This window comes from Leclercia sp. LSNIH8, from assembly GCF_002920195.1.
Classification (GTDB): Bacteria; Pseudomonadota; Gammaproteobacteria; order Enterobacterales; family Enterobacteriaceae; genus Enterobacter.
Genome location: NZ_PQJY01000003.1, coordinates 429,288 through 455,126, shown reverse-complemented (window position 1 = coordinate 455,126; position 25,839 = coordinate 429,288). Strand labels below are relative to the sequence as shown.

Below are 25,839 nucleotides of genomic sequence, written 5' to 3'. Positions count from 1 at the left end.
ATGACGACGACTTTACGTGAAGAGATCCTGCCGGGCGGCGGTCACCTCTCCTTTGTGCTTAAGCGCGGGCAGATCCTGCGCATGACCGACCCCGACGGCGGAGCGAACGTCAGCCTGATGATGCTCAACGCCCATGAGAAGAGCGAGCGCCTGAGCCTGCCGGATACCCTGAAAGGCCAGCACACCGCGCGCCTGACCGCCGGGCACTGCTTCTACTCCGACATGGGCCGCGTGCTGGCGGGCATCATTGCCGATACCTGCGGCTGGCACGACCCGTTTGGCGGCGTACTCAACGCCGCCGAAGCCACCGAGAAATATGGCCAGGGGCGCTATCAGGAGCTGCGCAACGGCTTCTTCCGCAACGGCACCGACAACCTGCTGGTGGAGATGGGCAAATGGGATCTCATTCTCGAAGATCTGCTGATGGTGGTCAACTTCTTCAGCAAAGTGACGGTGGACGACCACGGCCAGTTCAGCTTCCACAGCGGCCATTCACAGCCAGGCAGTTACGTGGAGCTGTTCGCCCCGATGGACACCCTGGTGGTGATGACTGCGCTGCAACATCCGATGGATCCGTCCAGAGAGTACGCTCCGCGTCCGGTGCAGCTGAGCTGGCGACAGGCGGAAGATGAAGAAGCGGCGATAAACGCGCTGCTGACGCGTCCGGAAAACGGTCGCGCCATCACCAACACCCAACTTTTCGCCCTGTAAGGAGCCTGATGATGACCGTAGCCAGCGTAAAAGAGGCGCAACACGCCAGCTTCCGCCATGTGATCCCGGCGGGGGAGCCCTACCTGTTTGAAGTGAAAAAAGGCCAGACCCTGCGCCTGCTGGATCTGGAGGGCAACCAGGCGGTGGATACCCTGTTCTACAACGCCGATAACCCGCGGGAGCGCTACGACGCTCAGCGCACGCTGCGTCGGCAGAACAACGCATATCTGACCAGCGGAAGCGTACTTTACTCCAACCTTGGCAACCCGCTGCTGACCATCGTGGCCGATACCTGCGGGCGGCACGACACGCTCGGCGGGGCCTGCGCCCAGGAGAGCAACACCGTCCGCTATGCCCTCGACAAACGCCATATGCACAGCTGCCGGGACAACTTCCTCTGCGCCTGTCTGCACGATGGTCGCCTGCAAAAGCGCGATATCGGGGCCAACATCAACTTCTTTATGAACGTGCCGGTGACTCCCGAGGGCGGGCTGACCTTTGCCGACGGCATCTCCGCTCCGGGCAAATACGTCGAGCTGCGTGCCGACTGCAACGTTATCGTGCTGATCTCCAACTGCCCGCAGCTGAATAATCCCTGCAACGGCTGGAACCCGACGCCGGCGGAGGTGCTGATATGGAACTGACGCCGAACCGCTGGCAGCGTCTGCGCCAGATGCTCTACCGCCTGTTTGCAGTGCGCGCCGGCCGGATCCTGCCGTAACGCTTTTTTCCCCGTGGACGACCATGTGGTGAGCCAGTTTCCGGCGGGACGACCCGCCACCATTGAGTCTGAACTATGTTGACGAAACTCCTGATTGCCAACCGCGGGGCGATTGCCTGCCGCATCCTGCGCACGCTGCGCGCCATGAACATCGGCGGCGTGGCGGTCTATTCCGAGGCGGATATCAGCAGCCTGCATATCCGCGAAGCCGACGAAGCCCTGAGCCTGGGCGACGGCCCGGCGGCCAATACCTATCTGGTGAGCGAAAAAATCATCGCCGCGGCGAAAGCGACCGGTGCTCAGGCGATCCATCCGGGTTACGGTTTTCTTTCCGAGAACGCGGCCTTTGCCGAGGCCTGCGAAGCCGCGGGCATTGCTTTTGTCGGCCCTACACCGGAGCAGCTGCGCCTCTTTGGTCTGAAACATACTGCCCGCGCCCTGGCGAAAGAACACGGCGTACCGATGCTGGAAGGCACCGGACTGCTGGCGGATGTGAACGCGGCGCTGGAGGCAGCGGAGCAGGTCGGCTACCCGGTGATGCTGAAAAGCACCGCAGGCGGGGGCGGGATCGGCATGCGTGTCTGCTATACCCCGGCGGAACTCTTCGAAGCCTTCGACGCGGTGGTGAGGCTGGGGAAAAACAACTTCAGCGATGCAGGCGTCTTTATCGAGAAATACATTGAGCGGGCGCGTCATCTGGAAGTGCAGCTCTTCGGCGACGGCAAGGGGCAGGTGATCGCCCTCGGCGTGCGCGACTGCTCGGTGCAACGGCGTAACCAGAAGGTGCTGGAGGAGACCCCGGCGCCCAACCTGCCAGAGGGCATGGCGGATGCGCTGTGTGAGGCGGCGATTAAGCTGGGCAAAGCGGTTAACTACCGCAGCGCGGGCACGGTGGAGTTCGTCTACGACAGCGACGCCGCCCGGTTCTACTTCCTTGAAGTGAATACCCGGCTGCAGGTGGAGCATGGCGTCACCGAGCAGGTGTGGGGTGTGGATCTGGTGCGCTGGATGATTGAACTGGCGGCAGGAATTCTGCCTCCGCTGGCGGCCCTGCGCGACAGCCTGACCCCGGCGGGCCATGCCATCCAGGCGCGGATTTATGCCGAAGATCCGGGCCGTCAGTTCCAGCCATCGCCCGGCCTGCTTACCGAGGTGGTTTTTCCGGAAGATAACCGCCGCACGCTGCGCATCGACAGCTGGGTGGAATCGGGCTGCGAAGTCCCGCCCTTTTTTGACCCGATGCTGGCAAAAATTATCGCCTGGCAGCCAACACGCGAGGCGGCGATTCAGACTCTCCACGCGGCGCTGGGTGAGACGCGTCTGTATGGGGTGGAAACCAACCGTAGCTACCTGCAGCAGATTTTAACCTTCACACCGTTCGCCTGCGGCGAGCCCTGGACCCGCTGCCTGGAAGGGCTGGACTATCACGCCGCCACGCTTGAGGTACTCAGCGCCGGGACGCAAACCACGGTGCAGGACTATCCGGGGCGTACCGGCTACTGGGCGGTAGGGGTACCGCCATCAGGACCGATGGACAGTCGCGCGCTGCGTCTTGGCAACCGGCTGCTCGGCAACGACGAAGGGGCCGCCGGGCTGGAGATCACCCTCAGCGGCCCGACGCTGAAGTTCAACTGCGATGCCCAGCTGGCGGTGACCGGGGCGGAGATCGCCCTTATTCTGGATGGCGAACCCCTTGAGACCAACCGGGTCTACGAGGTGCAGAGCGGCATGACGCTGCGGATGGGGGATATTTGCGGCGATGGCGTGCGCAGCTATCTCTGCCTGCGCGGTGGATTTAACGTGCCGGACTATCTCGGCAGTAAAAGCACCTTTACCCTGGGACAGTTTGGCGGCCACGCCGGGCGCGCGCTGCGTACCGGTGACGTGCTGCACATTTCGCCCTTAACCGCCCCATGCCCGGCGCAGACGCTTCCCCCGGCGCTCTGCACCACGCTTGAGCCTGTGCGTACGCTGCGGGTGATCTACGGCCCGCACGGCGCGCCGGAGTATTTCACCCCGGGTTACATGACCACCTTCTTCGCCACCGACTGGGAAGTGCACTTCAACTCCAGCCGCACCGGGGTGCGCCTGATCGGGCCTAAGCCTGAGTGGGTGCGCGAGAGCGGCGGCGAGGCGGGACTGCATCCGTCGAACATCCACGACAATCCCTATGCTATCGGCGCGGTGGACTTTACCGGGGATATGCCGGTGATCCTTGGTCCGGATGGCCCGAGCCTGGGCGGGTTTGTCTGCCCGGTCACCATCATCGAAGCCGATCTGCACGCGGTGGGGCAGCTGAAAGCGGGGGATAAGGTGCGCTTTGTTCCCGTGGATATCGCCACCGCCCGGCAGCTTGCCCAGGCACAGGCCGCCCAGATCGCCAGCCTGTATCCGCTGGACGTGGCGTGGCAGCCGACCGAACCCGCCTCGCCGGTGGTGCTGGAGCAGGGGCAGGCTGATAAACGGCTGGTGGCGCGGCTCTCCGGCGATACACACCTGCTGCTGGAGATTGGCGATCCGGAGCTGGATCTAGTCCTGCGTTTTCGCGCCCACGCCCTGATGCAGGCCCTGGAGGCGCGGGCGCTGGATGGGGTTATCGACCTGACGCCAGGCATCCGCTCCCTGCAAATACACTACCAGCCGGAGGCGCTGAGCCTGGCGAGCCTGCTGGATACCGTGTCTGGGCTGTGGCAGGCGGTGTGTGAACAAGATGCGCTTGAGGTGCCGTCGCGCGTCGTCTGGCTGCCGCTCTCCTGGGACGATCCGGCCTGCCAGAAAGCCATCGACAAATACATGACCACCGTGCGCCGGGATGCGCCCTGGTGTCCGAGCAACCTCGAGTTTATCCGCCGCATTAACGATCTGGCGAACGTCGATGAAGTCTATAAAACGGTATTCGACGCCAGCTATCTGGTGATGGGGCTGGGGGATGTCTATCTCGGCGCCCCGGTGGCGACGCCGTTGGATCCGCGTCATCGTCTGGTCACCACCAAGTACAACCCGGCCCGCACCTGGACGGCGGAAAACTCGGTGGGGATCGGCGGAGCCTATCTCTGCGTCTATGGCATGGAGGGGCCGGGCGGGTATCAGTTTGTCGGGCGCACCTTGCAGATGTGGAGCCGTTATCACGCCGTAGAGGATTTCGGCGGCAAGCCCTGGCTGCTGCGCTTCTTCGACCAGATTCGCTTCTATCCGGTCTCTGCTGAGGAGCTGCTCACTATTCGCCGCGATTTCCCGCTGGGGCGTTACCCGTTGCGCATTGAGCACACCAGCCTGAAGCTGGCGGAGTATCAGCAGTTTCTCGCTGACGAAGCGCAGAAAATTAACGCGTTTCGCGCCCATCAGCAGGAAGCCTTTAACGCCGAGCGCGAGCGCTGGATTGCCAACGGCCAGGCGCATTTCGACAGCAGCGATGTGCTGGCGGATGAGGGCGATGATGCCCCGCTGCAGCCGGGTCAGGCGGGCATCGACAGCCCGGTTTCCGGCAACCTGTGGCAGGTGAGCGTGGAGGTGGGCAAAGCGGTCCGCGAGGGGGATGTGCTGGTGGTGCTGGAGTCGATGAAGATGGAGATCCCGCTCCTTGCCACCCAGGACGGGATTGTCAGTCAGGTGCGCGTTCAGCCGGGCTCCCCGGTACGGGCGGGTCAGTGTGTGGTGGTCCTGGAGAAAACAGTATGAAGCATCCCTTTGATTTACGTCTCGATGTACTGACGCAGGCCTACCGCGAAGGCCGCCTCATCCCGCGGGAGGTGATTAACACCCTGCGCGAGCGGGCGCTGGCGCTAAACCCTGAGTTCAACGCCTTTATTTATCTGCTCACATCCGAGGAGCTGGAGCCGTATCTGTCGGCGCTTGAGGGCCACTCTCCGCAGACGCTGCCCCTCTACGGCGTGCCGTTTGCCATTAAAGACAATATCGATCTGGCGGGCATCGTCACCACCGCAGCCTGCCCGGCGTTTGCATACCGGGCTGAGCAGGATGCCACTATCGTCGGCCAGCTGATCGCTCTGGGGGCAATCCCGCTGGGGAAAACCAATCTCGACCAGTTCGCCACCGGCTTAAACGGCACCCGCTCGCCGTATGGTGCCTGTCGTAACAGCGTCAATGCGGATTATCCATCCGGGGGCTCCAGCGCGGGGTCGTCGCTGGCAGTGGCGCTGGGGCTGGCGAGTTTTGCCCTCGGCACCGACACCGCCGGGAGCGGGCGCGTTCCGGCATCGCTCAACAACCTGGTCGGGCTTAAGGCCACCAAAGGGTTAATCTCCACTGCCGGGGTAGTGCCTGCCTGCCGCACCCTGGACTGCGTGACCTTCTTTACCGCCACGGCGGAAGAGGCAAGCCAGCTGCTGGCGCTGACGGCGGTGAAAGATCCGCGCGACGACTACAGCCGCGCCAATCCAGCCTGGAACGGCGCCCAGGCATTTGGTCTGCCTGAGGCCGGGTTCCGCTTCGGCGTACCGGATCGGCTGGAATTCCTTGGTTGCACCGAGAGCGAAGCGCTCTATCACGCCGCAAAAGCGCGGTTGATCGCCCTCGGCGGCGTGCCGGTGACCATCGACTTTTCGCCGTTTCTGGCGGCAGCGACGCTGCTTTATAAAGGCCCGTGGGTGGCGGAGCGCTATCACGTGGCGGGGAAACTGATTGAGCAGCAACCGGATGCAGTACTGCCGGTGATCCGCGATGTGCTAAGCAAAGCGCCCGGTACCGATGCGGTCGCGGCCTTTGACGCGCAGTATCAGCTTCAGCATTTTAAACGCCTGTGCGATGAGGTCATGGCGACCCTTGACTGCGTGCTCACGCCCACCTATCCACGCCCGGTGACGCTGGCCGAGCTGGCGGAGGAGCCGGTAAAGCGCAATTCCGAGCTGGGGGTTTATACCAACTTTATGAATCTGCTGGATTATGCCGCCGTGGCGGTGCCTGCCGGGTTCATGGCGAATGGCCTGCCGTCAGGCGTGACGCTGTTTGGCCGGGCCTGTACCGACCAGTATCTGTTGAGCCTTGCCGGGGCGTTACAACGTCACCAGAATCTGCCGCTACCCGGCGATCGTGCGTTACAGGCGACGGCACCCCTGACCACGGCCAGCCACGATCGCCTGCCGGTGGTGGTTTGCGGGGCACATCTGGACGGGCTGGCGCTGAATTACCAGCTTCGCCAGCGCGGGGGAACCTTGCGCGAAACCACCCGCAGCGCGCCGCATTATCGCCTGTTTGCCCTCGGCGACGGGAAACGGCCCGGCATGGTGCGCGACCGCGAACAGGGGGCAGCAATTGCTGTGGAAGTGTGGGATCTGCCCCACGCCGAGGTGGGATCGTTTCTGGCGGGCATTCCGGCGCCACTGGGACTGGGGAAAGTAGAGCTGGAGGACGGGCGCTGGTTAACCGGGTTTATCTGTGAGGAGTACGGCCTGCAGGGAGCACAGGATATTACCGCTTTCGGCGGCTGGAGATCCTGGCTTACTCATCAGAAGTAAGCCAGGAGAGGGTTAACGGTAGAGCGGCTTTTCGGCGACCGGGGTCAGCAAGCCGGATTGCCACTCTGCCAGCGTCAGCTGTGCCAGTTTGCCCAGCGCGCGGTAGAACGGGTGGCCTGCGTTTTCGACAAACACCGAAAGAAAGCGCGTGCTCCAGGGCAGCAGATGCCAGGCCAGTAGCTGGTCGCGCTCTGCATCCCGGCCCGTTTCTGCCAGCCATGCCGCCATCAGCAACAGGGTGCCAATGTGATCTTCCGGCTCGTTGTTCGCCATCTCAAACACAATACCGTTTTCCCGCATCCACTGGCGCAGCGCCAGAGTGGAATCCCCGAACAGTACGCTCTCGCGATCCAGCCAGACCGAGCCCCACGGCGGCGCGGGCAGCGCCCACGGGCCCAGAAACAGCCGCTGCCAGGCGGTACGCAAGGGTTCATCGGCAGGCTGGCGAAGCTCGTCGGCAATGGGGGCCAACAGGGACTCATCCAGCGGCCAGTCCTGCTGCCAGTCGTTGTGGGTTAAGGCCGTGACCAGCGGCGCGGCTTCGGGGCTATCCGGAGCGTAGTAAAACAGCGCGCCCAACACACGGGCAGTAAAGGCAAACGACTCTCTCATGACTTCATCCTTCATTTGCGCGGGTTGCCCCGCGCTGAAACATTAATTGGCTACGCCTTTTCAATTTGCACCAGATTGGTGTGCTGCGGATTGCCCTTCGCCAGGGGGGATGGGCGATGGGTTGTCAGCGTGTTGATGCAGGAGCCGTGGTCAATGCGATCCCCGGTCATGTTGGCATCGTGCCAGGCTCCCTGGCCCATCGCGCTGACGCCCGGCATAATGCGCGGCGTCACTTTCGCCGGAATGCGCAACTCACCGCGGGCATTATAAACCCGCACCATGTCGCCGTTCTTGATCCCGCGCGATGCAGCGTCTACCGGATTGAGCCACACCTCCTGACGGCAGGCGGCCTGTAGCACATCGACGTTGCCATAGCTGGAGTGGGTGCGGGCCTTGAAGTGGAAGCCAAAAAGCTGCAGCGGAAACTGGCTGCGGTCCGGATCGTCCCAGCCTTCGAAGGTGGAGGCGTAGACCGGCAGCGGGCTGATGGTTTCATCCTTCTCCAGCTGCCAGGTGCGGGCAATATCGGCCAGCCTGCTGGAGTAGATCTCGATTTTGCCTGACGGCGTTTTAAGCGGATTAGCGACCGGATCGTCGCGGAATTTTTTGTAGGCGACGAAATGCCCGTTCGGATCTTTACGCTTGTAGATGCCCATCGCTTTTAATTCCTCGTAAGAGGGAAGCTGTGGATCTTTCGCCACCATCTTCGCGTAGAGGTACTGCAACCATTCGGCCTGGGTCCGGCCTTCGGTAAAGCGCTGATAAACGTTCGGGCCGAGGCGCTTCGCCACCTCGCTCATGATCCAGTAGATGGGCTTGCGTTCGAATTTTGGCGCGGTCACCGGCTGGAGGAAGATGAGATAACCCATGTTCCCGGCATAGTCGTTGGGAATGATGTCCTCCTGCTCGACGGTCATCAGATCCGGCAGCAGCAGATCGGCATATTTCGCCGAAGAGGTCATAAAATTGTCAATCACCACAATCATTTCGCATTTACTTTCGTCCTGCAAAATGTCGTGGGTTTTATTGATGTCCGAATGCTGGTTAATGAGGGTGTTACCGGCATAGTTCCAGATGAACTTGATCGGCACGTCGAGCTTATCCTTGCCGCGCACCCCGTCGCGGGTGGCGGTCATCTCCGGCCCGCGGGCGATGGCGTCGGTCCAGCTAAAGCAGGATATCTGGGTTTTGACTGGGTTCTCCGGCAGCGGCATCCGCTCAATGGTGATGGTGTAAGTGGATTCACGCGCGCCGCTGTTGCCGCCATTAATACCAACGTTGCCGGTCAGGATAGGGAGCATGGCGATGGCGCGGGAGGTGAGCTCGCCGTTGGCCTGGCGCTGCGGCCCCCAGCCCTGGCAGATGTAGGCCGGTTTCGCGGTGCCAATTTCCCGGGCCAGCTTAATGATGCGATCGGCGGGAATGCCGGTGATGCGCGAGGCCCACTCCGGGGTTTTGGCGGTGGCATCATCACCCTGGCCCAGAATATAAGCCTTGTAATGACCATTCGCGGGCGCGCCTTCCGGCAGGGTGGTTTCGTCGTAACCGACGCAATATTTATCGAGGAAGGGCTGGTCGACGAGGTTTTCGTTAATCAGTACCCAGGCGATGCCCGCCACCAGCGCGGCATCCGTTCCCGGTCGAATCGGGATCCACTCATCTTCACGCCCGGCGGCGGTGTCGGTGTAACGAGGATCGATGACGATCATGCGCGCATTCGAGCGTTCGCGCGCCTGTTCAAGGTAATAGGTGATCCCGCCGCCGCTCATGCGCGTTTCCGCCGGGTTATTACCAAACATCACCACCAGCTTGCTGTTTTCGATATCCGAGGTGCTGTTGCCCTCGTTGCTGCCGTAGGTGTAGGGCATCGCGCAGGCAATCTGCGCGGTGCTGTAAGTCCCGTAATGGCTCAAAAAGCCGCCGTAGCAGTTCATCAATCGGGCCACAAGCGAGGCGTAAGGTGATGAGCGGGTAATGTTACCGCCAACAATACCGGAAGAGTAATTAATGTAGACCGCTTCGTTGCCGTATTTACCCACCACGTTACGCAGGCTGGTGGTGAGCAGATCCAGGGCTTCATCCCAGGAGATGCGTTCAAACTTCCCTTCACCGCGTTTGCCCACGCGTTTCATGGGATAGTTCAGACGATCGGGATGGTTGATGCGTCGACGAATCGAGCGTCCGCGCAGGCAGGCGCGCACCTGATGGTTGCCATAGGTGTCGTCGCCGGTGTTGTCTGTTTCAACCCAGTACACTTCATCGTCACGCACGTGCAGCCGCAGCGCGCAACGGCTGCCGCAGTTGACCGAACAGGCGCCCCAGACCACTTTATCTGCGCGTGCCTGCTGCACTGCCGCGGCTGCGGGACGTAAACCAAAGGGTAATGACAGGCCGCCCGCGGCAAGCGCAAGGGATCCGATGGCGGTCGATTTGACGAGGGTACGGCGGCTGATCCCGCCGCTATGCTCACTATCTGACATGACTCACTCCATTACGTTCGTCGTTTGAAAACTGATTTCAGCCGTGATGACGATCGGGCTAATGGAGGGGAGTGTTACCCATTAAGTAGGGGGTGGTATTAATGTATATCAAAACAAACGAAATTCCCCCGCGCTAACGGGGGGAATATTCACTGCGGCTCGCGAGGTGCCGGGGCCTGATTGCCACCTCCGCTTACCGGATAGTTGCCGCTGCTGGTGCGGGTATAGAGGATTTTAAGAGTGTCATTGGCGCAGTGGCCTACCACTTCGGCGTCAGGTTTGTCGGCCTGATCGTTCGGCACGATGTTCAGCATAAAGCCGCTCTCCGGCACGCCGTTATTGATGATCCGCTGCTGAATATCGCTTTTGATGCGCTCGCAATTATCGGGTGCCGCCAGCGCGGCCGGGGCAATGCCCGCCAGCAAAAGTGCAGTAATCCAGGGTAACCGTTTCATATCTGCCTCCTTACGACTGTGTGTGACTATAATAGTAGCAGGGATAGTGTAAACGTTTGTATTTGCTACACTGCCCGGGATCCTCTTCTGCTATTGGTAGGTCATGTGAATAAACACGCGCTTATGTTTGTCCTGGCGGCACTGTTGACGGGGTGTGATAACTCCGCCGCGCCGCTGTCGTTTACGCCAGAGATGGCCAGTTTTTCTAACGAATTTGATTTTGATCCCCTGCGCGGGCCGGTGAAAGATTTCAGCCAGACGCTGTTCAATGATAAGGGGGAAGTGGCCAAGCGCGTCAGCGGCACGCTCTCTACGGAGGGCTGCTTCGACAGCCTGGAGCTGCACGATCTGGAGGCGAACACCGGCATCGCCCTGGTGCTGGACGCCAACTACTATCTGGATGCGCAAACCCAGCAGAAAAAGCTGCGGCTACAGGGAAAATGCCAGCTGGCGGAACTGCCCGCATCGGGGATTTCATGGGATACCGATGACAACGGTTTTATCGTCAGCGCTCACGGCAAAGATATGGAAGTGAACTATCGCTACGATGCAGATGGTTATCCACTCGGTAAAACCACCGTCTCCGGGGAGCAACAGCTCTCCATTACGGCCACACCGGCGGCGGACAAGCGCAAGAAACTGGACTACACCTCGGTCAGTCAGCTAAACGATAAGCGGCTGGGTAAGGTGAAGCAGACCTGCGATTACGATCGCCACGACAATCCGGTGGCGTGCGAGCTGGTGGTTACCGATGAGAGCGTGAAGCCGGCGGTGTCGCGCAAGTACACCATCAAAAACACGATTGAGTACTACTAAGCACCGCGCAAGAGCCTGCACGGTGCTTAAGGGAACAATCAGGGGGCCAGGGCACGGCCAGTGCGGCGGTCAAGGCAGCGCAGGGTGTTGGGCTCCCAGTAGGCGTTCACATTGGCGCTCTGCTGGCACTTATCCCGGGCGTCAAAAGCCACATCTTCTTTATCCCACTCTTTTTCCACGCGGCTGTTCACCTTATGGCGCAGGCTGCGGGTATCGTTCCACTGCTCTTTATCCATGGCGGCATTTTGACGGCTCTGGGCGCTGTCGCCAGATTCAATAATCAGTTTGCTGGTGTTGGCGGATACTGGCGCGATGAAAACAGCAGCCAGCAGGGCAGCCAGGCAGAGGCGTGTGCTCATTTTACGCATAGCGATTTCCTTGTAGACGGTGAACATTCGATAATTCCACCGGAGTTGTTACATCAGTCCATTTTGAGGGCATACCCACATCAGGCGTGTGGAAGGGTTCCTTTCACATTCAGGTATGATACCTCATCACACATCAGACAACGTTAAATATGTTTAAAACAACTTTGCTCTTTTTTGCCACCGCCCTGTGCGAAATTCTCGGCTGTTTTCTGCCCTGGCTCTGGCTGAAAAAAGGCGCTTCTATACTGCTGTTGATTCCCGCGGGCGTAGCACTGGCGCTGTTTGTCTGGCTGCTCACGCTACATCCCGCGGCAAGCGGGCGCGTCTATGCCGCTTATGGTGGGGTCTACGTCTGCACGGCGCTGTTGTGGTTGCGGGTGGTCGATGGCGTGAAGCTAAGCCTCTACGACTGGGCCGGAGCACTGGTGGCGCTGTGCGGCATGCTGATTATCGTGGCAGGCTGGGGGCGCGCCTGAGCGCCCAATCTGTGATCCAGCGAAGGTTTTTTAAACTTCATACTTGTATGGTAGTAGGGTAATTGCGTAGATTTCCGGCATCACAGTAAAAGATGTAAGGAACCGGAAAATGAAGATTGTAGGGGCTGAAGTATTTGTCACCTGTCCAGGGCGTAACTTTGTCACGCTGAAAATCACTACCGACGAGGGAATTGTCGGCCTGGGTGACGCCACCCTTAATGGCCGCGAGCTTTCCGTCGCGTCATACCTGAAAGATCATCTCTGCCCGCAGCTGATTGGCCGTGATGCCCACCGTATCGAAGATATCTGGCAGTTCTTCTATAAAGGCGCCTACTGGCGTCGCGGTCCGGTCACCATGTCGGCGATTTCCGCTATCGATATGGCGTTGTGGGACATCAAAGCCAAAGCCGCCAACATGCCGCTGTACCAGCTGCTGGGTGGCGCCTCCCGTGAAGGGGTGATGGTCTACTGCCACACCACCGGTCACACCATTGACGATGTGCTGGAAGATTACGCCCGCCATAAAGAGATGGGATTCAAGGCCATCCGCGTACAGTGCGGTGTGCCGGGAATGAAAACCACCTACGGCATGTCTAAAGGAAAAGGGCTGGCCTATGAGCCTGCCACCAAAGGCAACTGGCCGGAAGAGCAGCTCTGGTCAACGGAAAAATACCTCGATTTTACGCCAAAACTGTTTGACGCCGTGCGTAACAAATTTGGTTTCAATGAACACCTGCTGCACGACATGCACCACCGCCTGACGCCGATCGAAGCCGCGCGTTTCGGTAAGAGCATTGAGCAGTACCGCATGTTCTGGATGGAAGACCCGACCCCGGCAGAGAACCAGGAGTGCTTCCGCCTGATCCGTCAGCACACCGTCACCCCGATTGCGGTGGGCGAGGTGTTCAACAGCATCTGGGATTGCAAACAGCTGATCGAAGAGCAGCTGATCGACTACATCCGCACCACCATCACCCACGCGGGCGGCATTACCGGAATGCGTCGGATCGCCGATTTCGCCTCTCTCTACCAGGTACGCACCGGCTCACACGGCCCGTCGGATCTGTCGCCGGTTTGCCACGCGGCTGCGCTGCACTTTGACCTGTGGGTACCAAACTTTGGTGTACAGGAGTACATGGGCTATTCCGAGCAGATGCTGGAGGTCTTCAACATCAACTGGACCTTTGAAGATGGCTACATGCATCCGGGCGATAAGCCGGGCCTGGGCATCGAGTTTGATGAAAAACTGGCGGCGAAATATCCCTACGATCCCGCTTACCTGCCTGTTGCACGTCTCGAAGACGGCACGCTGTGGAACTGGTAAAGGAGCAAAAAATGAAAAGTATCGTTATTCAACAACCGAATTCGCTGGTGATCGAAGAGCGTTCGCTACCCGCGCCTGCACCAGGCGAAGTGCGCGTCAAAGTGAAGCTGGCCGGTATCTGCGGTTCCGACAGCCATATTTATCGCGGCCACAACCCGTTCGCCAAATATCCCCGTGTGATCGGCCATGAGTTCTTTGGCGTCATTGATGCCGTCGGTGAGGGCGTCGACACCGCACGCCTGGGCCAGCGCGTCTCGGTTGACCCGGTGATCAGCTGCGGCCACTGCTACCCGTGCTCGGTCGGCAAACCGAACGTCTGCACCTCGCTGGTGGTGCTGGGTGTGCATCGCGACGGCGGCTTCAGCGAATACGCCGTGGTACCCGCTAAAAATGCCTGGGTCATTCCGGATGCCGTCAGCGATGAACATGCGGTGATGGTTGAGCCATTCACCATCGCGGCCAACGTCACCGGCCACGCCAGCCCGACAGAGCAGGATGTGGCGCTCATTTACGGCGCTGGCCCGATGGGGCTGGTCACCGTCCAGGCGCTGAAGGGCGTCTACAAGGTGAAACAGGTCATTGTGGTCGATCGCATCGACGAGCGTCTGGCGATGGCCCAGCGCAGCGGGGCGGACTGGGTCATCAACAATGGCAATCAGTCTCTGCAGGCGGTGCTGGAAGAGAAGGGCGTCAAACCGACGCTGATTATTGATGCGGCCTGTCACCCTTCTATTTTGCAGGAGGCTGTCAATCTGGCTTCGCCGGGCGGGCGCATTGTGCTCATGGGCTTCTCCAGCGAACCGAGCCAGGTTGCGCAGCAGGGGATCACCGGTAAAGAGCTTTCCATTTTCTCGTCACGTCTGAACGCCAATAAATTCCCGGTGGTCATCGACTGGCTGGAGAAAGGGCTTATCGACCCTGACAAACTGATTACTCATCGTTTTGAGTATCAAGACGTTAAAGACGCTATTGAACTGTTTGAGAAAGACCAGCGGCAGTGCTGCAAGGTATTACTGACGTTCTCTTAATAATAATACTGAATGCGGTTTAGCGGTACGCATCTTACCCTTTCGAGATAGCCAATATGACTCAACTACAACATGAAAGATCCACATCTGACCTGATAAAAGCCGCCGTATCCGGTTGGCTGGGTACCGCGTTAGAGTTCATGGACTTCCAGCTTTATTCGCTGGGCGCGGCATTAGTCTTTCACGAAATCTTCTTCCCGGAACAGTCGGCGGCGATGGCGCTGATTCTGGCGATGGGTACCTATGGGGCGGGCTATATTGCCCGTATCGTTGGCGCCTTTGTCTTCGGCAAAATGGGTGACCGCGTCGGACGCAAGAAGGTACTGTTTATCACCATCACCATGATGGGGATCTGCACCACGCTGATTGGTGTGCTGCCGACCTATGCACAAATTGGCATTTTCGCGCCGGTGCTGCTGGTGACGCTGCGTATTATCCAGGGGCTGGGCGCAGGGGCGGAGATCTCCGGTGCGGGCACGATGCTGGCGGAATATGCGCCGAAAGGGAAACGCGGCATCATCTCTTCACTGGTGGCGATGGGCACTAACTGCGGCACCCTGAGCGCCACGGCGATCTGGGCAGTGATGTTCTTTGCCCTCGACCGCGAACAGCTGCTGGCCTGGGGATGGCGCGTGCCGTTCCTGGCAAGCGTGGTGGTGATGATCTTTGCCATCTGGCTGCGTATGAACCTCAAGGAGAGCCCGGTATTTGAGCAGGTTAATACCGACGATGCGCCTGTTCAGGCTGCGGTTGAAGAAAATACCCTGGGTGGGATGCTGAAAAGCAAATCCTTCTGGCTGGCGACCGGTCTGCGCTTCGGCCAGGCGGGTAACTCCGGCCTGATCCAGACGTTCCTCGCCGGGTATCTGGTCCAGACGCTGCTGTTTGATAAGGCCATTCCGACCGACGCCCTGATGATCAGCTCTATTCTCGGCTTTATTACTATCCCGCTGTTGGGCTGGTTGTCCGATAAATATGGTCGTCGTCTGCCTTACATTCTGCTGAGCCTTTCCGCCATTATTCTGGCCTACCCGATGCTGTCGATTATTGTCGACAAGTCGTACAGCCCTGGCGTGATCATGACTTCGATTATTGTTATCCATAACTTCGCGGTGCTGGGACTGTTCGCCCTGGAAAACATCACCATGGCCGAGATGTTTGGTTCCCGTAACCGTTTCACCCGGATGGCAATTTCAAAAGAGGCGGGTGGTCTGATTGCGGTTGGTTTTGGTCCGGTACTGGCAGGGATCTTCTGCAACATGACCGGCTCCTGGTGGCCAATCGTGGCGATGGTGGTGGTTTACTCCTTCATCGGCCTGATCTCAGCCCTGCTGATGCCAGAGGTATGTGACCGCGATCTGAGCACGCTGGAAGATGCTGCAGACGATAAAGCTGCCGCGCTAAAGATTCACGGTAAACATCGCGCCATCTCGTAATAACTGATGACTCCTCTGTAAACGCAGGGGAGTCTTTTTTTATGCCTCTCGATAATCAACGCTAATAAATAAAAACTTCACAGAAGCATCGGGAATTAACTGGTTTTTTTTCAGGTAAGGAAACTGTATGTCTCGTGCAAAGAAAAACGTCACCATTCCGGTGAGTATTGGATATGGCCTGACCGATATTATGGGTGGCGGCGCGTTTACCGTAATTGGCGCATGGCTGTTATTTTTCTACACCACCTTTGTTGGCTTATCGCCGATTGAAGCGGCCTCGATCGTCGCCATTGCCCGTATTGTTGATGCGGTGGTCAGTTTATTTATGGGCAGCTTAACGGACCACTTTTATAAAAACTATTTTGGCAAGAAATTTGGCCGTCGGCGTTTTTTCCTGCTGATTGGCGCGCCGTTGATGCTGGTCTATGCCTTACTGTGGCTCGATGGCATGAGTTACGCCTTTTATCTGGCGGTCTATCTCGCCTTTGAGATCATCGCCGCGATGGTCCTCATCCCCTGGGAAACTTTGCCTTCCGAAATGACCAAAGAGTTTAATGGCCGCACCAAACTCTCAACCTGCCGGATGTTTATGTCGGCGTCCGGCACCTTTCTGGCGACCTTTATTCCTGGACTGCTGATTGGCTATTTTGGCGAGCAGAACACCAGCGCCTATCTGATTAATGGTGTGATTTTCGCCGTGCTGTTTATGTTCTGCGTCTTTATCTCATGGAAAGTAACATGGGAGCGGGAGCTCACCCCGCAGATGCAGGCGGAACTGGAAAAGTCAGCTATGCCTGGCAGCCTGTCTGATAAACTGCGCGCCATTATCGACCTGTTTAAATCCTACGCCTCGACGCTGAAAATCCGCGCCTTCAGAAAGCATCTGGCGATTTATCTCCTGTCGTTTACCGGCAAAGATGTCTATAACACCGTGTTCGTCTTCTTCTGCGTCTACTGCCTTAACGTCTCGTCATCGCTGGCGGGAAGTCTGCTGTCGATGAGTATCGTGGGCCTGCCGGTAACGCTTATTGCAGGGCTTGGGATCATCAAATATGGTCCGGCCCGGCTCTATGTCTTCGCCTATGCCCTGATGATGCTCTGTCTGGCTGGTTTCCTGGCGGTCTATCAGATCCCGTCGCTGAATACCGTTGCCACGCTCTTCATTCTCGCCGGACTCTATCAGGTGGGCCGCTGTGTGCTGGAGTTCACCCCGTGGAACGTATTCCCGTTCATTCCTGATATTGACGAAATGGTCAGCCGCCAGCGCCGGGAAGGGTTGTTCGCTGCCGTCATGACTTTCTCCCGTAAAACCACTGTGGCCATCGCCACCTTTGTGGTCGGCTTGCTGCTGCAAAGCGGCGGTTTCGTGAAGGGGAGCCAGGTTCAGCCGCCGGAAGCGATTCATACGATCGCCATGCTGATGTTTATCGGTACCGCCGGGCTGCTGATGCTGGCCCTCTGGCAGGCGCTGACGTTCCGTCTGAATAAACAGACACACCAGATCTTCGTGGAAGAGGTCGAACGCCTTCGCGCCAACGGCGCCAAAACGGCGGTTGATCCTGATGTTCGACGTATCGTGGAAGATCTGACGGGCCATGACTATGACAGCCTCTGGATGGAAGCGGCTCCAGCATCAGTGATGCCAAAAGAGAGAGCCACAACCGTGGGTTGAGTGGTTCACAACCTTGCGGTTTATAGCGAATGTTGTCACACAACTTTGCATTGGTGTCACACCAGATGGTGAAAAGTTAACGTAAATCAATATCGACGTATCAACAATCAGTATGGTTAACGGCAGAGAATTTTTTATGCCACCTACCATTCTAGTTAGGTTAGTAAGCCGGGTCAGGGAGTCAAGCCGGCCCGGATTCATCGCTTAATCACATTAACGAGTACTATCATGAATAATCCGTTATTACAGGCGCAAGCTACGATTCCTCACTACAACCGGGATAACCTGCAATCACGCATCGTGCACCTGGGGTTTGGTGCCTTCCACCGCGCGCATCAGGCGGTCTATAGCGATATCCTCGCCGCCGAACACGGCAGTGACTGGGGCTATTGCGAAGTCAATCTGATCGGCGGTGAGCAGCAGATAGCCGATCTGAAAGCCCAGGATAATCTCTACACCGTTGCTGAAATGTCCGCGGATGCATGGACAGCGCGGGTCGTTGGCGTGGTGAAAAAGGCGCTGCACGCGCAGGTGGATGGTCTTGAAGCGGTCCTGTCCGCCCTGTGTGAACCGCAGGTGGCGATCGTCTCATTAACCATCACCGAAAAAGGGTATTGCCACGCCCCGGCGACCGGGCAGCTGATGCTGGATCATCCAATGATCGCCGCCGATCTACAGAATCCTCATCAGCCTGTCTCCGCTGTAGGCGTGGTGGTGGAAGCGCTGGCGCGACGTAAAAACGCCGGACTGCCAGCCTTCACCGTGATGTCCTGCGACAATATGCCGGAGAACGGTCACGTCATGCGCAACGTTACCTGCGCCTATGCCCGCGCGGTCAACGCTGAGCTGGCGGAGTGGATTGAAGCCAACGTCACTTTCCCGTCAACCATGGTCGACCGTATTGTGCCTGCCGTGACTGCCGATACGCTGAACAAAATCGAAGAGATTACCGGCGTGCGCGATCCGGCGGGTGTGGCCTGCGAGCCGTTCCGCCAGTGGGTGATTGAAGACAACTTTGTTGCGGGTCGTCCGGCGTGGGAAAAAGCCGGGGCCGAGCTGGTGGCGGACGTCATTCCGTTTGAAGAGATGAAGCTGCGCATGCTGAACGGCAGCCACTCCTTCCTGGCGTATCTGGGCTATCTGGCGGGTTATCAACACATCAATGACTGCATGGAAGACGCGAACTACAAGCGCGCCGCCCATGCGCTGATGTTAAACGAGCAGGCGCCGACGCTGAAAGTGACTGGTGTGGATCTGGGGCGTTATGCCGATCTGCTGATCGACCGTTATAGCAACCCGGCGCTGCGCCACCGGACCTGGCAGATCGCGATGGATGGCAGTCAGAAGCTGCCGCAGCGTATGCTCGACTCCGTGCGCTGGCACCGGGTGCATCAGAAGCCATTCCCGCTACTGGCGCTGGGGATTGCCGGCTGGATGCGTTATGTCGGCGGTGTGGATGAGCGCGGCGAGGCCATCGAGGTGTGCGATCCGCTGCTGTCGGTGATCCAGGCCGCGGTAAACGGCAGTGCTGAAGGGGCATCCCGTGTGAAGGCGCTGATGGGTATCGAGGCGATCTTTGGTAAGGAACTGCCGCAGGATGCGACCTTTGTCGAGGCGGTAACCGCGGCGTATCAAATGTTGCTGGAGAAGGGGGCGAAAGCCGCGGTGGCCCACTATATTGCGGGTTAACTCTGCCGAATGCCGCCGCCATGGCGGCATTCATTTTGGCTACTCTTCGCTAAACCAGTCACTATTTTCCTGACGAATTAACTGTACTGACTCGCCAATTTCCTGCAGATGCAGGGTCATCGCTTTTTCTACCGCATCGGCGTCACGCTTTTCCAGGGCATGGAAAATATCCAGATGCTGGCGCAGCAGCATCTCCGGCGGTGATACGTGATTAAGGCTCATGTAACGCACCCGGTCCATGGTCGCCTTGATGTTCTCGATAGTGTCCCACGCCAGCTGACAGCCAGCAATTTGCGCCAGCTTCTGATGAAATTCATCGTCGAGCAGGAAAAAGTCATTCAGCTGTTTACGCTCAATGGCGATACGCTGCTGATGCAGATTCTGCTCCAGCTGATAGCACTGATGATCGTCGACCAGGCTTGCCGCGCGACGGACGACGGCGCACTCGATGGCCTGGCGGACAAAACAGCCGTTTTGTACCTGACTGAGGGAGATCTTATTGACGTAACTGCCGCGCTGGGGGCGGATCTGAATCAGGCCATTTTCCGCCAGCTTGATAAAGGCTTCGCGAACCGGCTGCCGGGAGACATCAAAACGTACCGACACCTCTTTTTCTGATAAAGGGGTTCCCGGCGGGATCAGACAATGCACGATGTCGCTGCGCAAAATACGATAAATTTGCTGATTTACGGGTTGTGTCGGATTAAGTTGCGATTCAGCGGCCATTCGATGTGATTTCTCAGAGGGTTAACCCGGAAATACTACCATTCTTTTACCCGGTATCCCAGACCCGGCCCGCAGGCCGGGCGGGGAAAGATCATCCGCGATGGACGCTCAGGCCTGCAAAGCTCTGCGTCACCGGCATCATCTCAACGGTGTTGATGTTGACGTGCTTCGGCAGCGTGGCTACCCACCAGACGGCTTCGGTGACATCATCCGGGGTCAGCGCAGTGGTGTTCTCATAGGTTTTGTCCGCTTTCGCATCATCGCCTTTAAAGCGCACATTGGAGAACTCCGTACCGCCCACCAGACCCGGCTCGATATCCGTTACGCGGATAGCAGTGCCGTGCAGATCGGTGCGCAGGTTCAGGCTGAACTGGCGTACAAAGGCTTTGGTCGCGCCATAGACGTTGCCGCCGGCATAGGGCCAGCTACCGGCGGTCGAGCCGATATTGATCACATGACCGCGGTTGCGCTCCACCATGCCGGGCAGTACGGCGCGGGTCATATAGACCAGGCCTTTGTTGTTGGTGTCGATCATCGTTTCCCAGTCTTCCACACTGGCTTTGTGTGCGGGCTCAAGACCCAGCGCCAGCCCGGCGTTGTTGACCAGCACGTCGATGTCACGCCATTCCGCTGGCAGATTGACAATCATCTCTTCAATGGATGCGCGGTTACGCACGTCCAGCTGGGCGGTCAGAATGCTGTCGCCGAGCTCCTCTTTCAGCTCCTGCAGACGCTCCTGACGGCGGCCTGTGGCAATCACTTTATGGCCGTTTGCGACGAAGCGACGCGTAATGCTTTCACCAAATCCAGCTGTCGCCCCGGTAACTAAAATAATCATGTCACTGTTCCTCAACGCTTTTTGTGTAATACTACCATAGCATGTGATCTGACGCAGAGTAAGGCGACTTTTTAGCCCCTTCAGGTGACAGAGATTGCAGTGGCTGCCGGGCTGGCCTACTCTGGTGAAATTTACCGTATTCAGGAGTCTGATATGTCTGGCACCAACCCGTTTTTCACAAGCAGCACGCTGCCGTACCAGGCACCGCATTTTGATTTGATCCGCGACGAACATTATCGTCCGGCCTTTGACGAAGCCATCCGCCAGAAGCGCAAGGAGATAGCGGCGATAGCTGGCTCCGCGGATGCGCCTGATTTTGCCAATACCGTCCTGGCGCTGGAGAAAAGCGGCGAGCTGCTGAGCCGGGTAAGCAACGTCTTCTTCGCCATGACCTCGGCGCACACCAATGACTACCTACAGCAGCTGGAAGAGGCGATTTCCACCGAACTGGCGGCGCTTTCTAACGATATCTGGCTGAATGACTCGCTCTTCGCCCGGGTGGACGCCATCTACAATAACCGCCAGACGATGGCGCCGGATGCCGAGTCCCTGCGGCTGATTGAGGAGTTGCATCAGCGCTTTATTCTGGCTGGGGCCCGGCTGGGGGAGGCGGAAAAGCAGGCGCTGAAAGCGCTTAATACCGAATCCGCCGCGCTAACCAGCCAGTTTAACCAGCGTCTGCTGGCGGCAGACAAGGCGGGTGGGCTAGTGGTGGATTATCAGCATCAACTGGATGGCCTGAGCCCGGCGGAACAGGCCGCGGCTGCCGAGGCCGCAGCGGAGAAGGGACTCAGCGATCGCTGGCTCATTCCGCTGCTGAACACCACGCAACAGCCGGCCCTGCAACAGCTACGCGATCGTCAGACCAGGGAAAACCTCTTCAACGCGGGCTGGCTACGCACGCAAAAAAACGATGCCAACGATACCCGCGAGGTGGTCGCACGTCTGGTGGCGCTCCGGGCGCGTCAGGCTGAACTGCTGGGCTATGACAGCTACGCCAGCTGGAAAATTGCCGATCAGATGGCGAAAACCCCCGACGCCGCGCTGCAGTTTATGCGGGGTATCGTTCCTGCTGCGCGCGGTCGCGCCCTGCAGGAGCAGGCTGACATTCAGAAAGTGATCGATGAAGAGCAGGGCCATTTTCAGGTTCAGGCCTGGGACTGGGCCTTTTACGCTGAACGCGTGCGTCTGGCGAAGTACGCTCTGGATGAATCACAGGTTAAACCCTATTTTGCTCTCGACAGGGTGCTGACCGACGGCGTCTTCTGGGCGGCGACTCAGCTTTTCGGCATTACGTTTGCCGAGCGCAAGGATATCCCTGTCTACCACCCTGATGTGCGAGTCTGGGAGATTTTCGATCACCACGGAGAAGGGATGGCGCTCTTTTACGGTGACTTCTTCGCCCGCGACTCGAAAGGCGGCGGGGCGTGGATGGGTAACTTTATCGAGCAATCCCATGAAGCCGGGACGCGGCCGGTGATCTACAACGTCTGCAACTATCAAAAACCGGCTGAAGGCCAACCAGCGCTAATCTCGTGGGATGATGTGATCACCCTGTTCCACGAATTTGGCCATACTCTGCACGGCCTGTTTGCCAGCCAGCGTTACGCCACGCTCTCTGGCACCAACACGCCGCGGGATTTCGTGGAGTTCCCGTCACAAATCAATGAACACTGGGCCAGCCATTCCGAGGTCTTTGCCCATTATGCCCGCCATTACGAAACCGGGGAGCCGATGCCCGACGCGCTGCGCGAGAAAATGCTCAGCGCCACCCAGTTTAATAAAGGCTATGACATGACCGAGCTGCTCAGCGCCGCACTGCTGGACATGAACTGGCACGGAATAACCGCCAGCGAAGCCCCAGCAAACGTGGAGGCGTTCGAAGCCGCGGCGCTGGAACGCGAACAGCTGGATCTCCCTGCCGTACCACCGCGCTATCGCAGCAGCTACTTCGCCCATATCTTCGGCGGCGGCTATGCCGCAGGCTATTACGCCTATCTCTGGACCCAAATGCTGGCCGACGACGGCTATCAGTGGTTCGTGGAAGAGGGCGGGCTGACTCGCGAAAACGGGGATAAATTCCGTGAGGCGATTTTGTCTCGTGGGAATAGCACTGATTTAGCTGAACTTTATCGCGCGTGGCGTGGGCACGATCCCCAGTTCGAACCGATGCTGGTGAACCGCGGGTTGAGTGCGTAGAGGTTTATCTGGCTGGAAACAGAACCGGGCGCGATGCCCGGTTTTTTGTCCGTTTTTTTCTTCCCCAAAACTCCTCCAAAATTCCTCCCCAAAATGAATCCTTAAATTCTGCGAAATTTGCAGGGGATACAGCCCAATTATTCACGTAGCTACACCTTCGCTTTCACCCAGTCGAGGCCGCGATCGTTATGATACTGCGCTGTCATCCTGTCTGATGAGTGACCCAGTAACTGCTGGGTGTTGATGCCTTGTTCTTTATACAGACGAACTGGGGCGTTACCCAGGCGACGGCCCGTGCCCATGGTTATACCGGTGACGTGCGCAACCTGACCCGCGAGCATGTTCTGGAAATCCTCGAGGCTGATTACTGGGATGGCCCACGCTTCGACCAGGTTGCAGCTGTATCCCCAGTCATCGCCGCCGAACTCTGCGACACCGGCGTGAACATGGAGCCTTCGGTACAGGTTAAATAGTTCCAGCGCTGGTTGAACGTATTCAACAATTAACAGCAGTTCTATCCCGACCTGATCGCCGACGGCCGGATTGGCCCGCGCAGCATCAGCGCGCTGAAATCTTTGCTGGCGAAATGCGGCAGTGAAGGGAAGATGGTATTACTCCGGGCACTGAACTGCAGCCAGGGTCAGCGTTATCTCGAGTTGGCAGAGCAGCGCCCAGCTAACGAGTCATTCGCCTATGGCTTGATCCGGGAGCGCGTAAGCCTATGACCAAAATGAAAACCATCCAGGCTTTTATCGTCACAGCTGCGCTGGTGGCTTGGGACGCATGCGTGGCCGGGAGAAGGCAGAAGCCAAAGCGGATAAGCAGCGAATCGACGAGAACGCCGCAGCAACTAAAGCAGCTGCAGAACGTCGTGTTGAAGTAACCAAAGAGGCCCGCAATGTTCAGCAGACAGTTAGCCATATGCCTGATGATGTCGATCGTGAGCTGCGCGCAAACTGAACCCGCAAAGGTTGAGCTCATCGACATCGGCTGTGATTGGGTAAAGGCAATCACAGCCGCCGAGCATGGCTGGGATGTGCTGGATAAGCAGACGAAGAAAGACATCTTGGCGCATAACAAGGCGTGGCGGGTGAACTGTCAGACGAAATAGAACCTCATCCCTGAGGCTCTGACACAGTCTCTCCTCTGGACTTTAATCATAGGAAATTCACACAGCCTCGCATCCGCGGGGCTTATTACTAACTGAGGAAACCTGATGAGCGAAGCAAAACCGCTGGATGGCAGCACCATTAAGGGCTACCGCACGTTAACACCTGGCGACATTGAGCGTATGAACCGCCTGAAAGGGGTAAGTCGCCATTTTTGCAGCCTGCTCGATACCGAGCGCGGTGAGCTGCTGGCTGTCCGTAATGGCCCAGCAATGCTGAGCGATGAGCAGGCGCGTGAAATTGATGATGCTCTGCGTAGTTTGTCGATCGCGCCCACTAAAATGCATGAAGCCTGTATGTGGGATTTTCGGGCTATTGCGCGCCCGGACGCTGATTGCTAAGCCATTCCAAAGCTCATATGCTGGTGGGCTTGATAATGGAGCAAAGTACAAATTTCTGCGGATTAGATCGTCGGTGTTAATGTCACCCCTCACTTAAGTGAAGGAGGTTATATGGATAACATCGAACGAGAGTCATTAATCAGAGAATTGGTTGCTGCTAATGAAAGAGTGCTTAAAGAGTATGGCCTCATGGATGTTAAATGGGGCGCTACTTTCTATCTTGATGGGAAAGAGGAAGTGAAGGCCTCAAACATCTTAGGAAGTATTGGTCCCGTGACGAAAAAGTAAAAAGCCAACCCCGGACATCCGGGGTTCTTTCTTGCCATCATGATGAGTACAAACAATAGGCATTGATTGAGTGCCTGTGATAAAGCTTTTTGTTACAATTGCTTCACTAAGTATGGTGAGGCAAAAAATGGACGCTAATTATATTGCGTATGAAGCGCTTACCGCCAGCAGAGAGGCGGCTGATTGGGCTTTTTGGTCAATGGTTGGCACTTGGTTTGCTGGGGTGGCGACATTCTTCGCAGTATGCGTTTCTTTGCATCTGGGTTTAAGAAAACCGAGAGTACGCATTAGTTGTCAGATTTCCCTCTCGATTTTCTTTATTGGGCCATATCGTAACAATGGTGTCTCCATTGTTATTACGAATCAGTCGCTATACGCAGTAAAGGTTACATCTGTTAATTGGGTGTTCAAGAAAAACATAAATTTCTTCCAGCCGTTCTCTTCTAAGTATTCGATGAAATTGCCTCAAAAATTAGACTATGGTGAACAAGCGACCTTATGGATTGATTTGGATAATGATTCAAAATGGATCGAACAGATAGCTGAGGGTTTAAAAGAACAAGGTGCAAACCCTAAAGACTTCAGGTGTGTAGTAAGTGTAACCACTGGCGAAAGTTTTACTTTTAAAGTAAATAATTCATTAATGGAAAGAATAAACACCCATTATCAGCAGATCTCCAAACAAATATAATTTTAAGTAATCAGCCACCGGTAGTTGCCAGTGGCTGGTGATTACTATCGCAATGGTCAGACCCATCGTAATGTCATAACAACGGAACGCCAGTAACCTTGAAATGAATTAGGCTCAGGGCGAACATTGAAAGCAGGTATACTGCCGGGGTGTTAATAATTGCTGCAAGTATGTAGGGATAGTCCATGTATTTTCCTTCTGTATAATTAGTTGGTTCGAGATATGTGTTGTCTATTGTGTTACTTAATAGGCTTACGCTTTCCTCGTTCTGTAGTCGGCCCTAATTCTCAATTTTAGTTCTGGCTGGTTATCTCCTTTATTTTTC

The 25,839-nt window shown here is 57.5% G+C and carries 23 protein-coding genes and 2 pseudogenes; 18 read left to right on the top strand and 7 right to left on the bottom strand.

Annotated features, from left to right (window positions below; all coding sequences use genetic code 11):
* From C3406_RS10625 to atzF, 4 genes are all read left to right on the top strand, one after another.
* Entirely contained in the window at positions 1-711 is a 711-nt protein-coding gene (locus C3406_RS10625; RefSeq protein WP_103824480.1) for an urea amidolyase associated protein UAAP1, read from the top strand.
* Between the two features lie 8 nt (positions 712-719).
* Positions 720-1,355: an urea amidolyase associated protein UAAP2 gene (locus C3406_RS10620; protein ID WP_103824479.1), complete on the top strand. Its 636-nt coding sequence runs from the start codon at positions 720-722 to the stop codon at positions 1,353-1,355.
* Between the two features lie 152 nt (positions 1,356-1,507).
* Positions 1,508-5,110: an urea carboxylase gene (gene uca / locus C3406_RS10615; protein WP_103824478.1), complete on the top strand. Its 3,603-nt coding sequence runs from the start codon at positions 1,508-1,510 to the stop codon at positions 5,108-5,110.
* Entirely contained in the window at positions 5,107-6,906 is a 1,800-nt protein-coding gene (gene atzF / locus C3406_RS10610) for an allophanate hydrolase (RefSeq protein ID WP_103824477.1), read from the top strand. Before uca ends, atzF begins: the two co-directional genes overlap by 4 nt.
* 12 nt (positions 6,907-6,918) lie before the next feature.
* On the opposite strand, the gene dmsD is transcribed toward atzF, so the two are convergent.
* The 3 genes from dmsD to C3406_RS10595 all read right to left on the bottom strand — a co-directional run bounded on the left by dmsD (position 6,919) and on the right by C3406_RS10595 (position 10,453).
* Positions 6,919-7,533, bottom strand: coding sequence for a Tat proofreading chaperone DmsD (dmsD, locus tag C3406_RS10605; RefSeq protein ID WP_103824476.1), 615 nt, complete (start codon positions 7,531-7,533; stop codon positions 6,919-6,921).
* A gap of 35 nt (positions 7,534-7,568) precedes the next feature.
* The gene (gene ynfE / locus C3406_RS10600; protein WP_103824475.1) at positions 7,569-9,998 is read right to left on the bottom strand and encodes a selenate/tellurate reductase subunit YnfE; all 2,430 of its coding nucleotides are present in this window, start codon (positions 9,996-9,998) and stop codon (positions 7,569-7,571) included.
* Positions 9,999-10,147: 149 nt separating this feature from the next.
* Positions 10,148-10,453: a DUF1161 domain-containing protein gene (locus C3406_RS10595; RefSeq protein WP_103824474.1), complete on the bottom strand. Its 306-nt coding sequence runs from the start codon at positions 10,451-10,453 to the stop codon at positions 10,148-10,150.
* Positions 10,454-10,558: 105 nt separating this feature from the next.
* Between C3406_RS10595 and C3406_RS10590 the strand changes: the two genes are divergently transcribed.
* Positions 10,559-11,269, top strand: coding sequence for a YnfC family lipoprotein (locus C3406_RS10590; protein WP_197080145.1), 711 nt, complete (start codon positions 10,559-10,561; stop codon positions 11,267-11,269).
* A 38-nt stretch (positions 11,270-11,307) separates the two neighbouring features.
* On the opposite strand, the gene C3406_RS10585 is transcribed toward C3406_RS10590, so the two are convergent.
* On the bottom strand, positions 11,308-11,637 hold the full coding sequence (locus tag C3406_RS10585; protein ID WP_103179479.1) for a DUF1283 family protein: 330 nt from the start codon (positions 11,635-11,637) through the stop codon (positions 11,308-11,310).
* Positions 11,638-11,786: 149 nt separating this feature from the next.
* On the opposite strand from C3406_RS10585, the gene C3406_RS10580 reads away from it, so the two are divergent.
* The 6 genes from C3406_RS10580 to C3406_RS10555 all read left to right on the top strand — a co-directional run bounded on the left by C3406_RS10580 (position 11,787) and on the right by C3406_RS10555 (position 19,262).
* Positions 11,787-12,113, top strand: a complete 327-nt coding sequence (locus tag C3406_RS10580) for a YnfA family protein (RefSeq protein ID WP_103824473.1) — start codon at positions 11,787-11,789, stop codon at positions 12,111-12,113.
* Positions 12,114-12,222: 109 nt separating this feature from the next.
* Complete coding sequence (gene rspA, locus C3406_RS10575; protein WP_103824472.1) at positions 12,223-13,437, top strand: starvation-sensing protein RspA; 1,215 nt, start codon at positions 12,223-12,225, stop codon at positions 13,435-13,437.
* 11 nt (positions 13,438-13,448) lie between these two features.
* Positions 13,449-14,465, top strand: coding sequence for a Zn-dependent oxidoreductase (locus tag C3406_RS10570; RefSeq protein WP_103824471.1), 1,017 nt, complete (start codon positions 13,449-13,451; stop codon positions 14,463-14,465).
* A gap of 56 nt (positions 14,466-14,521) precedes the next feature.
* Positions 14,522-15,901 (top strand): MFS transporter, encoded by a 1,380-nt coding sequence (locus C3406_RS10565; protein ID WP_103824470.1) that lies wholly within the window; start codon positions 14,522-14,524, stop codon positions 15,899-15,901.
* A gap of 127 nt (positions 15,902-16,028) precedes the next feature.
* Positions 16,029-17,573: an MFS transporter gene (locus C3406_RS10560; protein ID WP_103824469.1), complete on the top strand. Its 1,545-nt coding sequence runs from the start codon at positions 16,029-16,031 to the stop codon at positions 17,571-17,573.
* Between the two features lie 228 nt (positions 17,574-17,801).
* Complete coding sequence (locus tag C3406_RS10555; protein ID WP_103824468.1) at positions 17,802-19,262, top strand: mannitol dehydrogenase family protein; 1,461 nt, start codon at positions 17,802-17,804, stop codon at positions 19,260-19,262.
* A gap of 39 nt (positions 19,263-19,301) precedes the next feature.
* Here the strand turns inward: C3406_RS10555 and C3406_RS10550 are convergent, their stop codons facing one another.
* Both C3406_RS10550 and ydfG read right to left on the bottom strand, forming a co-directional pair.
* Positions 19,302-19,988, bottom strand: coding sequence for a GntR family transcriptional regulator (locus C3406_RS10550; protein ID WP_103824467.1), 687 nt, complete (start codon positions 19,986-19,988; stop codon positions 19,302-19,304).
* 91 nt (positions 19,989-20,079) lie between these two features.
* Complete coding sequence (ydfG, locus tag C3406_RS10545; RefSeq protein WP_103824466.1) at positions 20,080-20,826, bottom strand: bifunctional NADP-dependent 3-hydroxy acid dehydrogenase/3-hydroxypropionate dehydrogenase YdfG; 747 nt, start codon at positions 20,824-20,826, stop codon at positions 20,080-20,082.
* A gap of 153 nt (positions 20,827-20,979) precedes the next feature.
* Here ydfG and dcp point away from each other — a divergent pair, with 153 nt between their 5' ends.
* Complete coding sequence (gene dcp, locus C3406_RS10540) at positions 20,980-23,025, top strand: peptidyl-dipeptidase Dcp (RefSeq protein ID WP_103824570.1); 2,046 nt, start codon at positions 20,980-20,982, stop codon at positions 23,023-23,025.
* A gap of 149 nt (positions 23,026-23,174) precedes the next feature.
* Here the strand turns inward: dcp and C3406_RS26500 are convergent.
* Positions 23,175-23,291, bottom strand: a pseudogene (locus C3406_RS26500) (integrase); the annotation flags it as partial.
* On the opposite strand from C3406_RS26500, the pseudogene C3406_RS10530 reads away from it, so the two are divergent.
* The 6 genes and pseudogenes from C3406_RS10530 to C3406_RS10510 all read left to right on the top strand — a co-directional run.
* Positions 23,289-23,750 (top strand): annotated as a pseudogene (locus C3406_RS10530) (glycoside hydrolase family 108 protein); the annotation flags it as partial. The pseudogenes C3406_RS26500 and C3406_RS10530 overlap by 3 nt on opposite strands.
* 49 nt (positions 23,751-23,799) lie before the next feature.
* On the top strand, positions 23,800-23,985 hold the full coding sequence (locus C3406_RS26495; RefSeq protein ID WP_103824465.1) for a hypothetical protein: 186 nt from the start codon (positions 23,800-23,802) through the stop codon (positions 23,983-23,985).
* Positions 23,924-24,136, top strand: a complete 213-nt coding sequence (locus tag C3406_RS10520; protein ID WP_233210556.1) for a hypothetical protein — start codon at positions 23,924-23,926, stop codon at positions 24,134-24,136. Before C3406_RS26495 ends, C3406_RS10520 begins: the two co-directional genes overlap by 62 nt.
* Positions 24,137-24,241: 105 nt before the next feature.
* A complete protein-coding gene (locus tag C3406_RS10515) occupies positions 24,242-24,535 on the top strand; it encodes an Acb2/Tad1 domain-containing protein (protein ID WP_103824463.1) in 294 nt (97 codons plus the stop codon).
* Between the two features lie 111 nt (positions 24,536-24,646).
* A complete protein-coding gene (locus tag C3406_RS26160; protein ID WP_158250568.1) occupies positions 24,647-24,823 on the top strand; it encodes a hypothetical protein in 177 nt (58 codons plus the stop codon).
* Between the two features lie 127 nt (positions 24,824-24,950).
* Positions 24,951-25,514 carry a hypothetical protein gene (locus tag C3406_RS10510; protein WP_103824462.1) on the top strand — a complete coding sequence of 188 codons (564 nt, stop codon included), beginning with the start codon at positions 24,951-24,953 and terminating at the stop codon, positions 25,512-25,514.
* Positions 25,515-25,839 lie beyond the last annotated feature (325 nt).

Excerpts from the sequence above, each read along its gene's own strand:
- dmsD (WP_103824476.1), bottom strand. The coding sequence starts at position 7,533 with ATGAAGGATGAAGTCATGAGAGAGTCGTTTGCCTTTACTGCCCGTGTG.
- C3406_RS10565 (WP_103824470.1), top strand. The coding sequence starts at position 14,522 with ATGACTCAACTACAACATGAAAGATCCACATCTGACCTGATAAAAGCC.
- rspA (WP_103824472.1), top strand. The coding sequence starts at position 12,223 with ATGAAGATTGTAGGGGCTGAAGTATTTGTCACCTGTCCAGGGCGTAAC.
- C3406_RS10550 (WP_103824467.1), bottom strand. The coding sequence starts at position 19,988 with ATGGCCGCTGAATCGCAACTTAATCCGACACAACCCGTAAATCAGCAA.
- C3406_RS26160 (WP_158250568.1), top strand. The coding sequence starts at position 24,647 with ATGGATAACATCGAACGAGAGTCATTAATCAGAGAATTGGTTGCTGCT.
- C3406_RS10570 (WP_103824471.1), top strand. The coding sequence starts at position 13,449 with ATGAAAAGTATCGTTATTCAACAACCGAATTCGCTGGTGATCGAAGAG.
- C3406_RS10620 (WP_103824479.1), top strand. The coding sequence starts at position 720 with ATGATGACCGTAGCCAGCGTAAAAGAGGCGCAACACGCCAGCTTCCGC.
- C3406_RS10510 (WP_103824462.1), top strand. The coding sequence starts at position 24,951 with ATGGACGCTAATTATATTGCGTATGAAGCGCTTACCGCCAGCAGAGAG.
- uca (WP_103824478.1), top strand. The coding sequence starts at position 1,508 with ATGTTGACGAAACTCCTGATTGCCAACCGCGGGGCGATTGCCTGCCGC.
- ydfG (WP_103824466.1), bottom strand. The coding sequence starts at position 20,826 with ATGATTATTTTAGTTACCGGGGCGACAGCTGGATTTGGTGAAAGCATT.
- C3406_RS10585 (WP_103179479.1), bottom strand. The coding sequence starts at position 11,637 with ATGCGTAAAATGAGCACACGCCTCTGCCTGGCTGCCCTGCTGGCTGCT.
- C3406_RS10595 (WP_103824474.1), bottom strand. The coding sequence starts at position 10,453 with ATGAAACGGTTACCCTGGATTACTGCACTTTTGCTGGCGGGCATTGCC.
- dcp (WP_103824570.1), top strand. The coding sequence starts at position 20,980 with ATGTCTGGCACCAACCCGTTTTTCACAAGCAGCACGCTGCCGTACCAG.
- C3406_RS10520 (WP_233210556.1), top strand. The coding sequence starts at position 23,924 with ATGTTCAGCAGACAGTTAGCCATATGCCTGATGATGTCGATCGTGAGC.
- C3406_RS10555 (WP_103824468.1), top strand. The coding sequence starts at position 17,802 with ATGAATAATCCGTTATTACAGGCGCAAGCTACGATTCCTCACTACAAC.
- C3406_RS10625 (WP_103824480.1), top strand. The coding sequence starts at position 1 with ATGACGACGACTTTACGTGAAGAGATCCTGCCGGGCGGCGGTCACCTC.
- ynfE (WP_103824475.1), bottom strand. The coding sequence starts at position 9,998 with ATGTCAGATAGTGAGCATAGCGGCGGGATCAGCCGCCGTACCCTCGTC.
- atzF (WP_103824477.1), top strand. The coding sequence starts at position 5,107 with ATGAAGCATCCCTTTGATTTACGTCTCGATGTACTGACGCAGGCCTAC.
- C3406_RS10560 (WP_103824469.1), top strand. The coding sequence starts at position 16,029 with ATGTCTCGTGCAAAGAAAAACGTCACCATTCCGGTGAGTATTGGATAT.
- C3406_RS10515 (WP_103824463.1), top strand. The coding sequence starts at position 24,242 with ATGAGCGAAGCAAAACCGCTGGATGGCAGCACCATTAAGGGCTACCGC.
- C3406_RS10580 (WP_103824473.1), top strand. The coding sequence starts at position 11,787 with ATGTTTAAAACAACTTTGCTCTTTTTTGCCACCGCCCTGTGCGAAATT.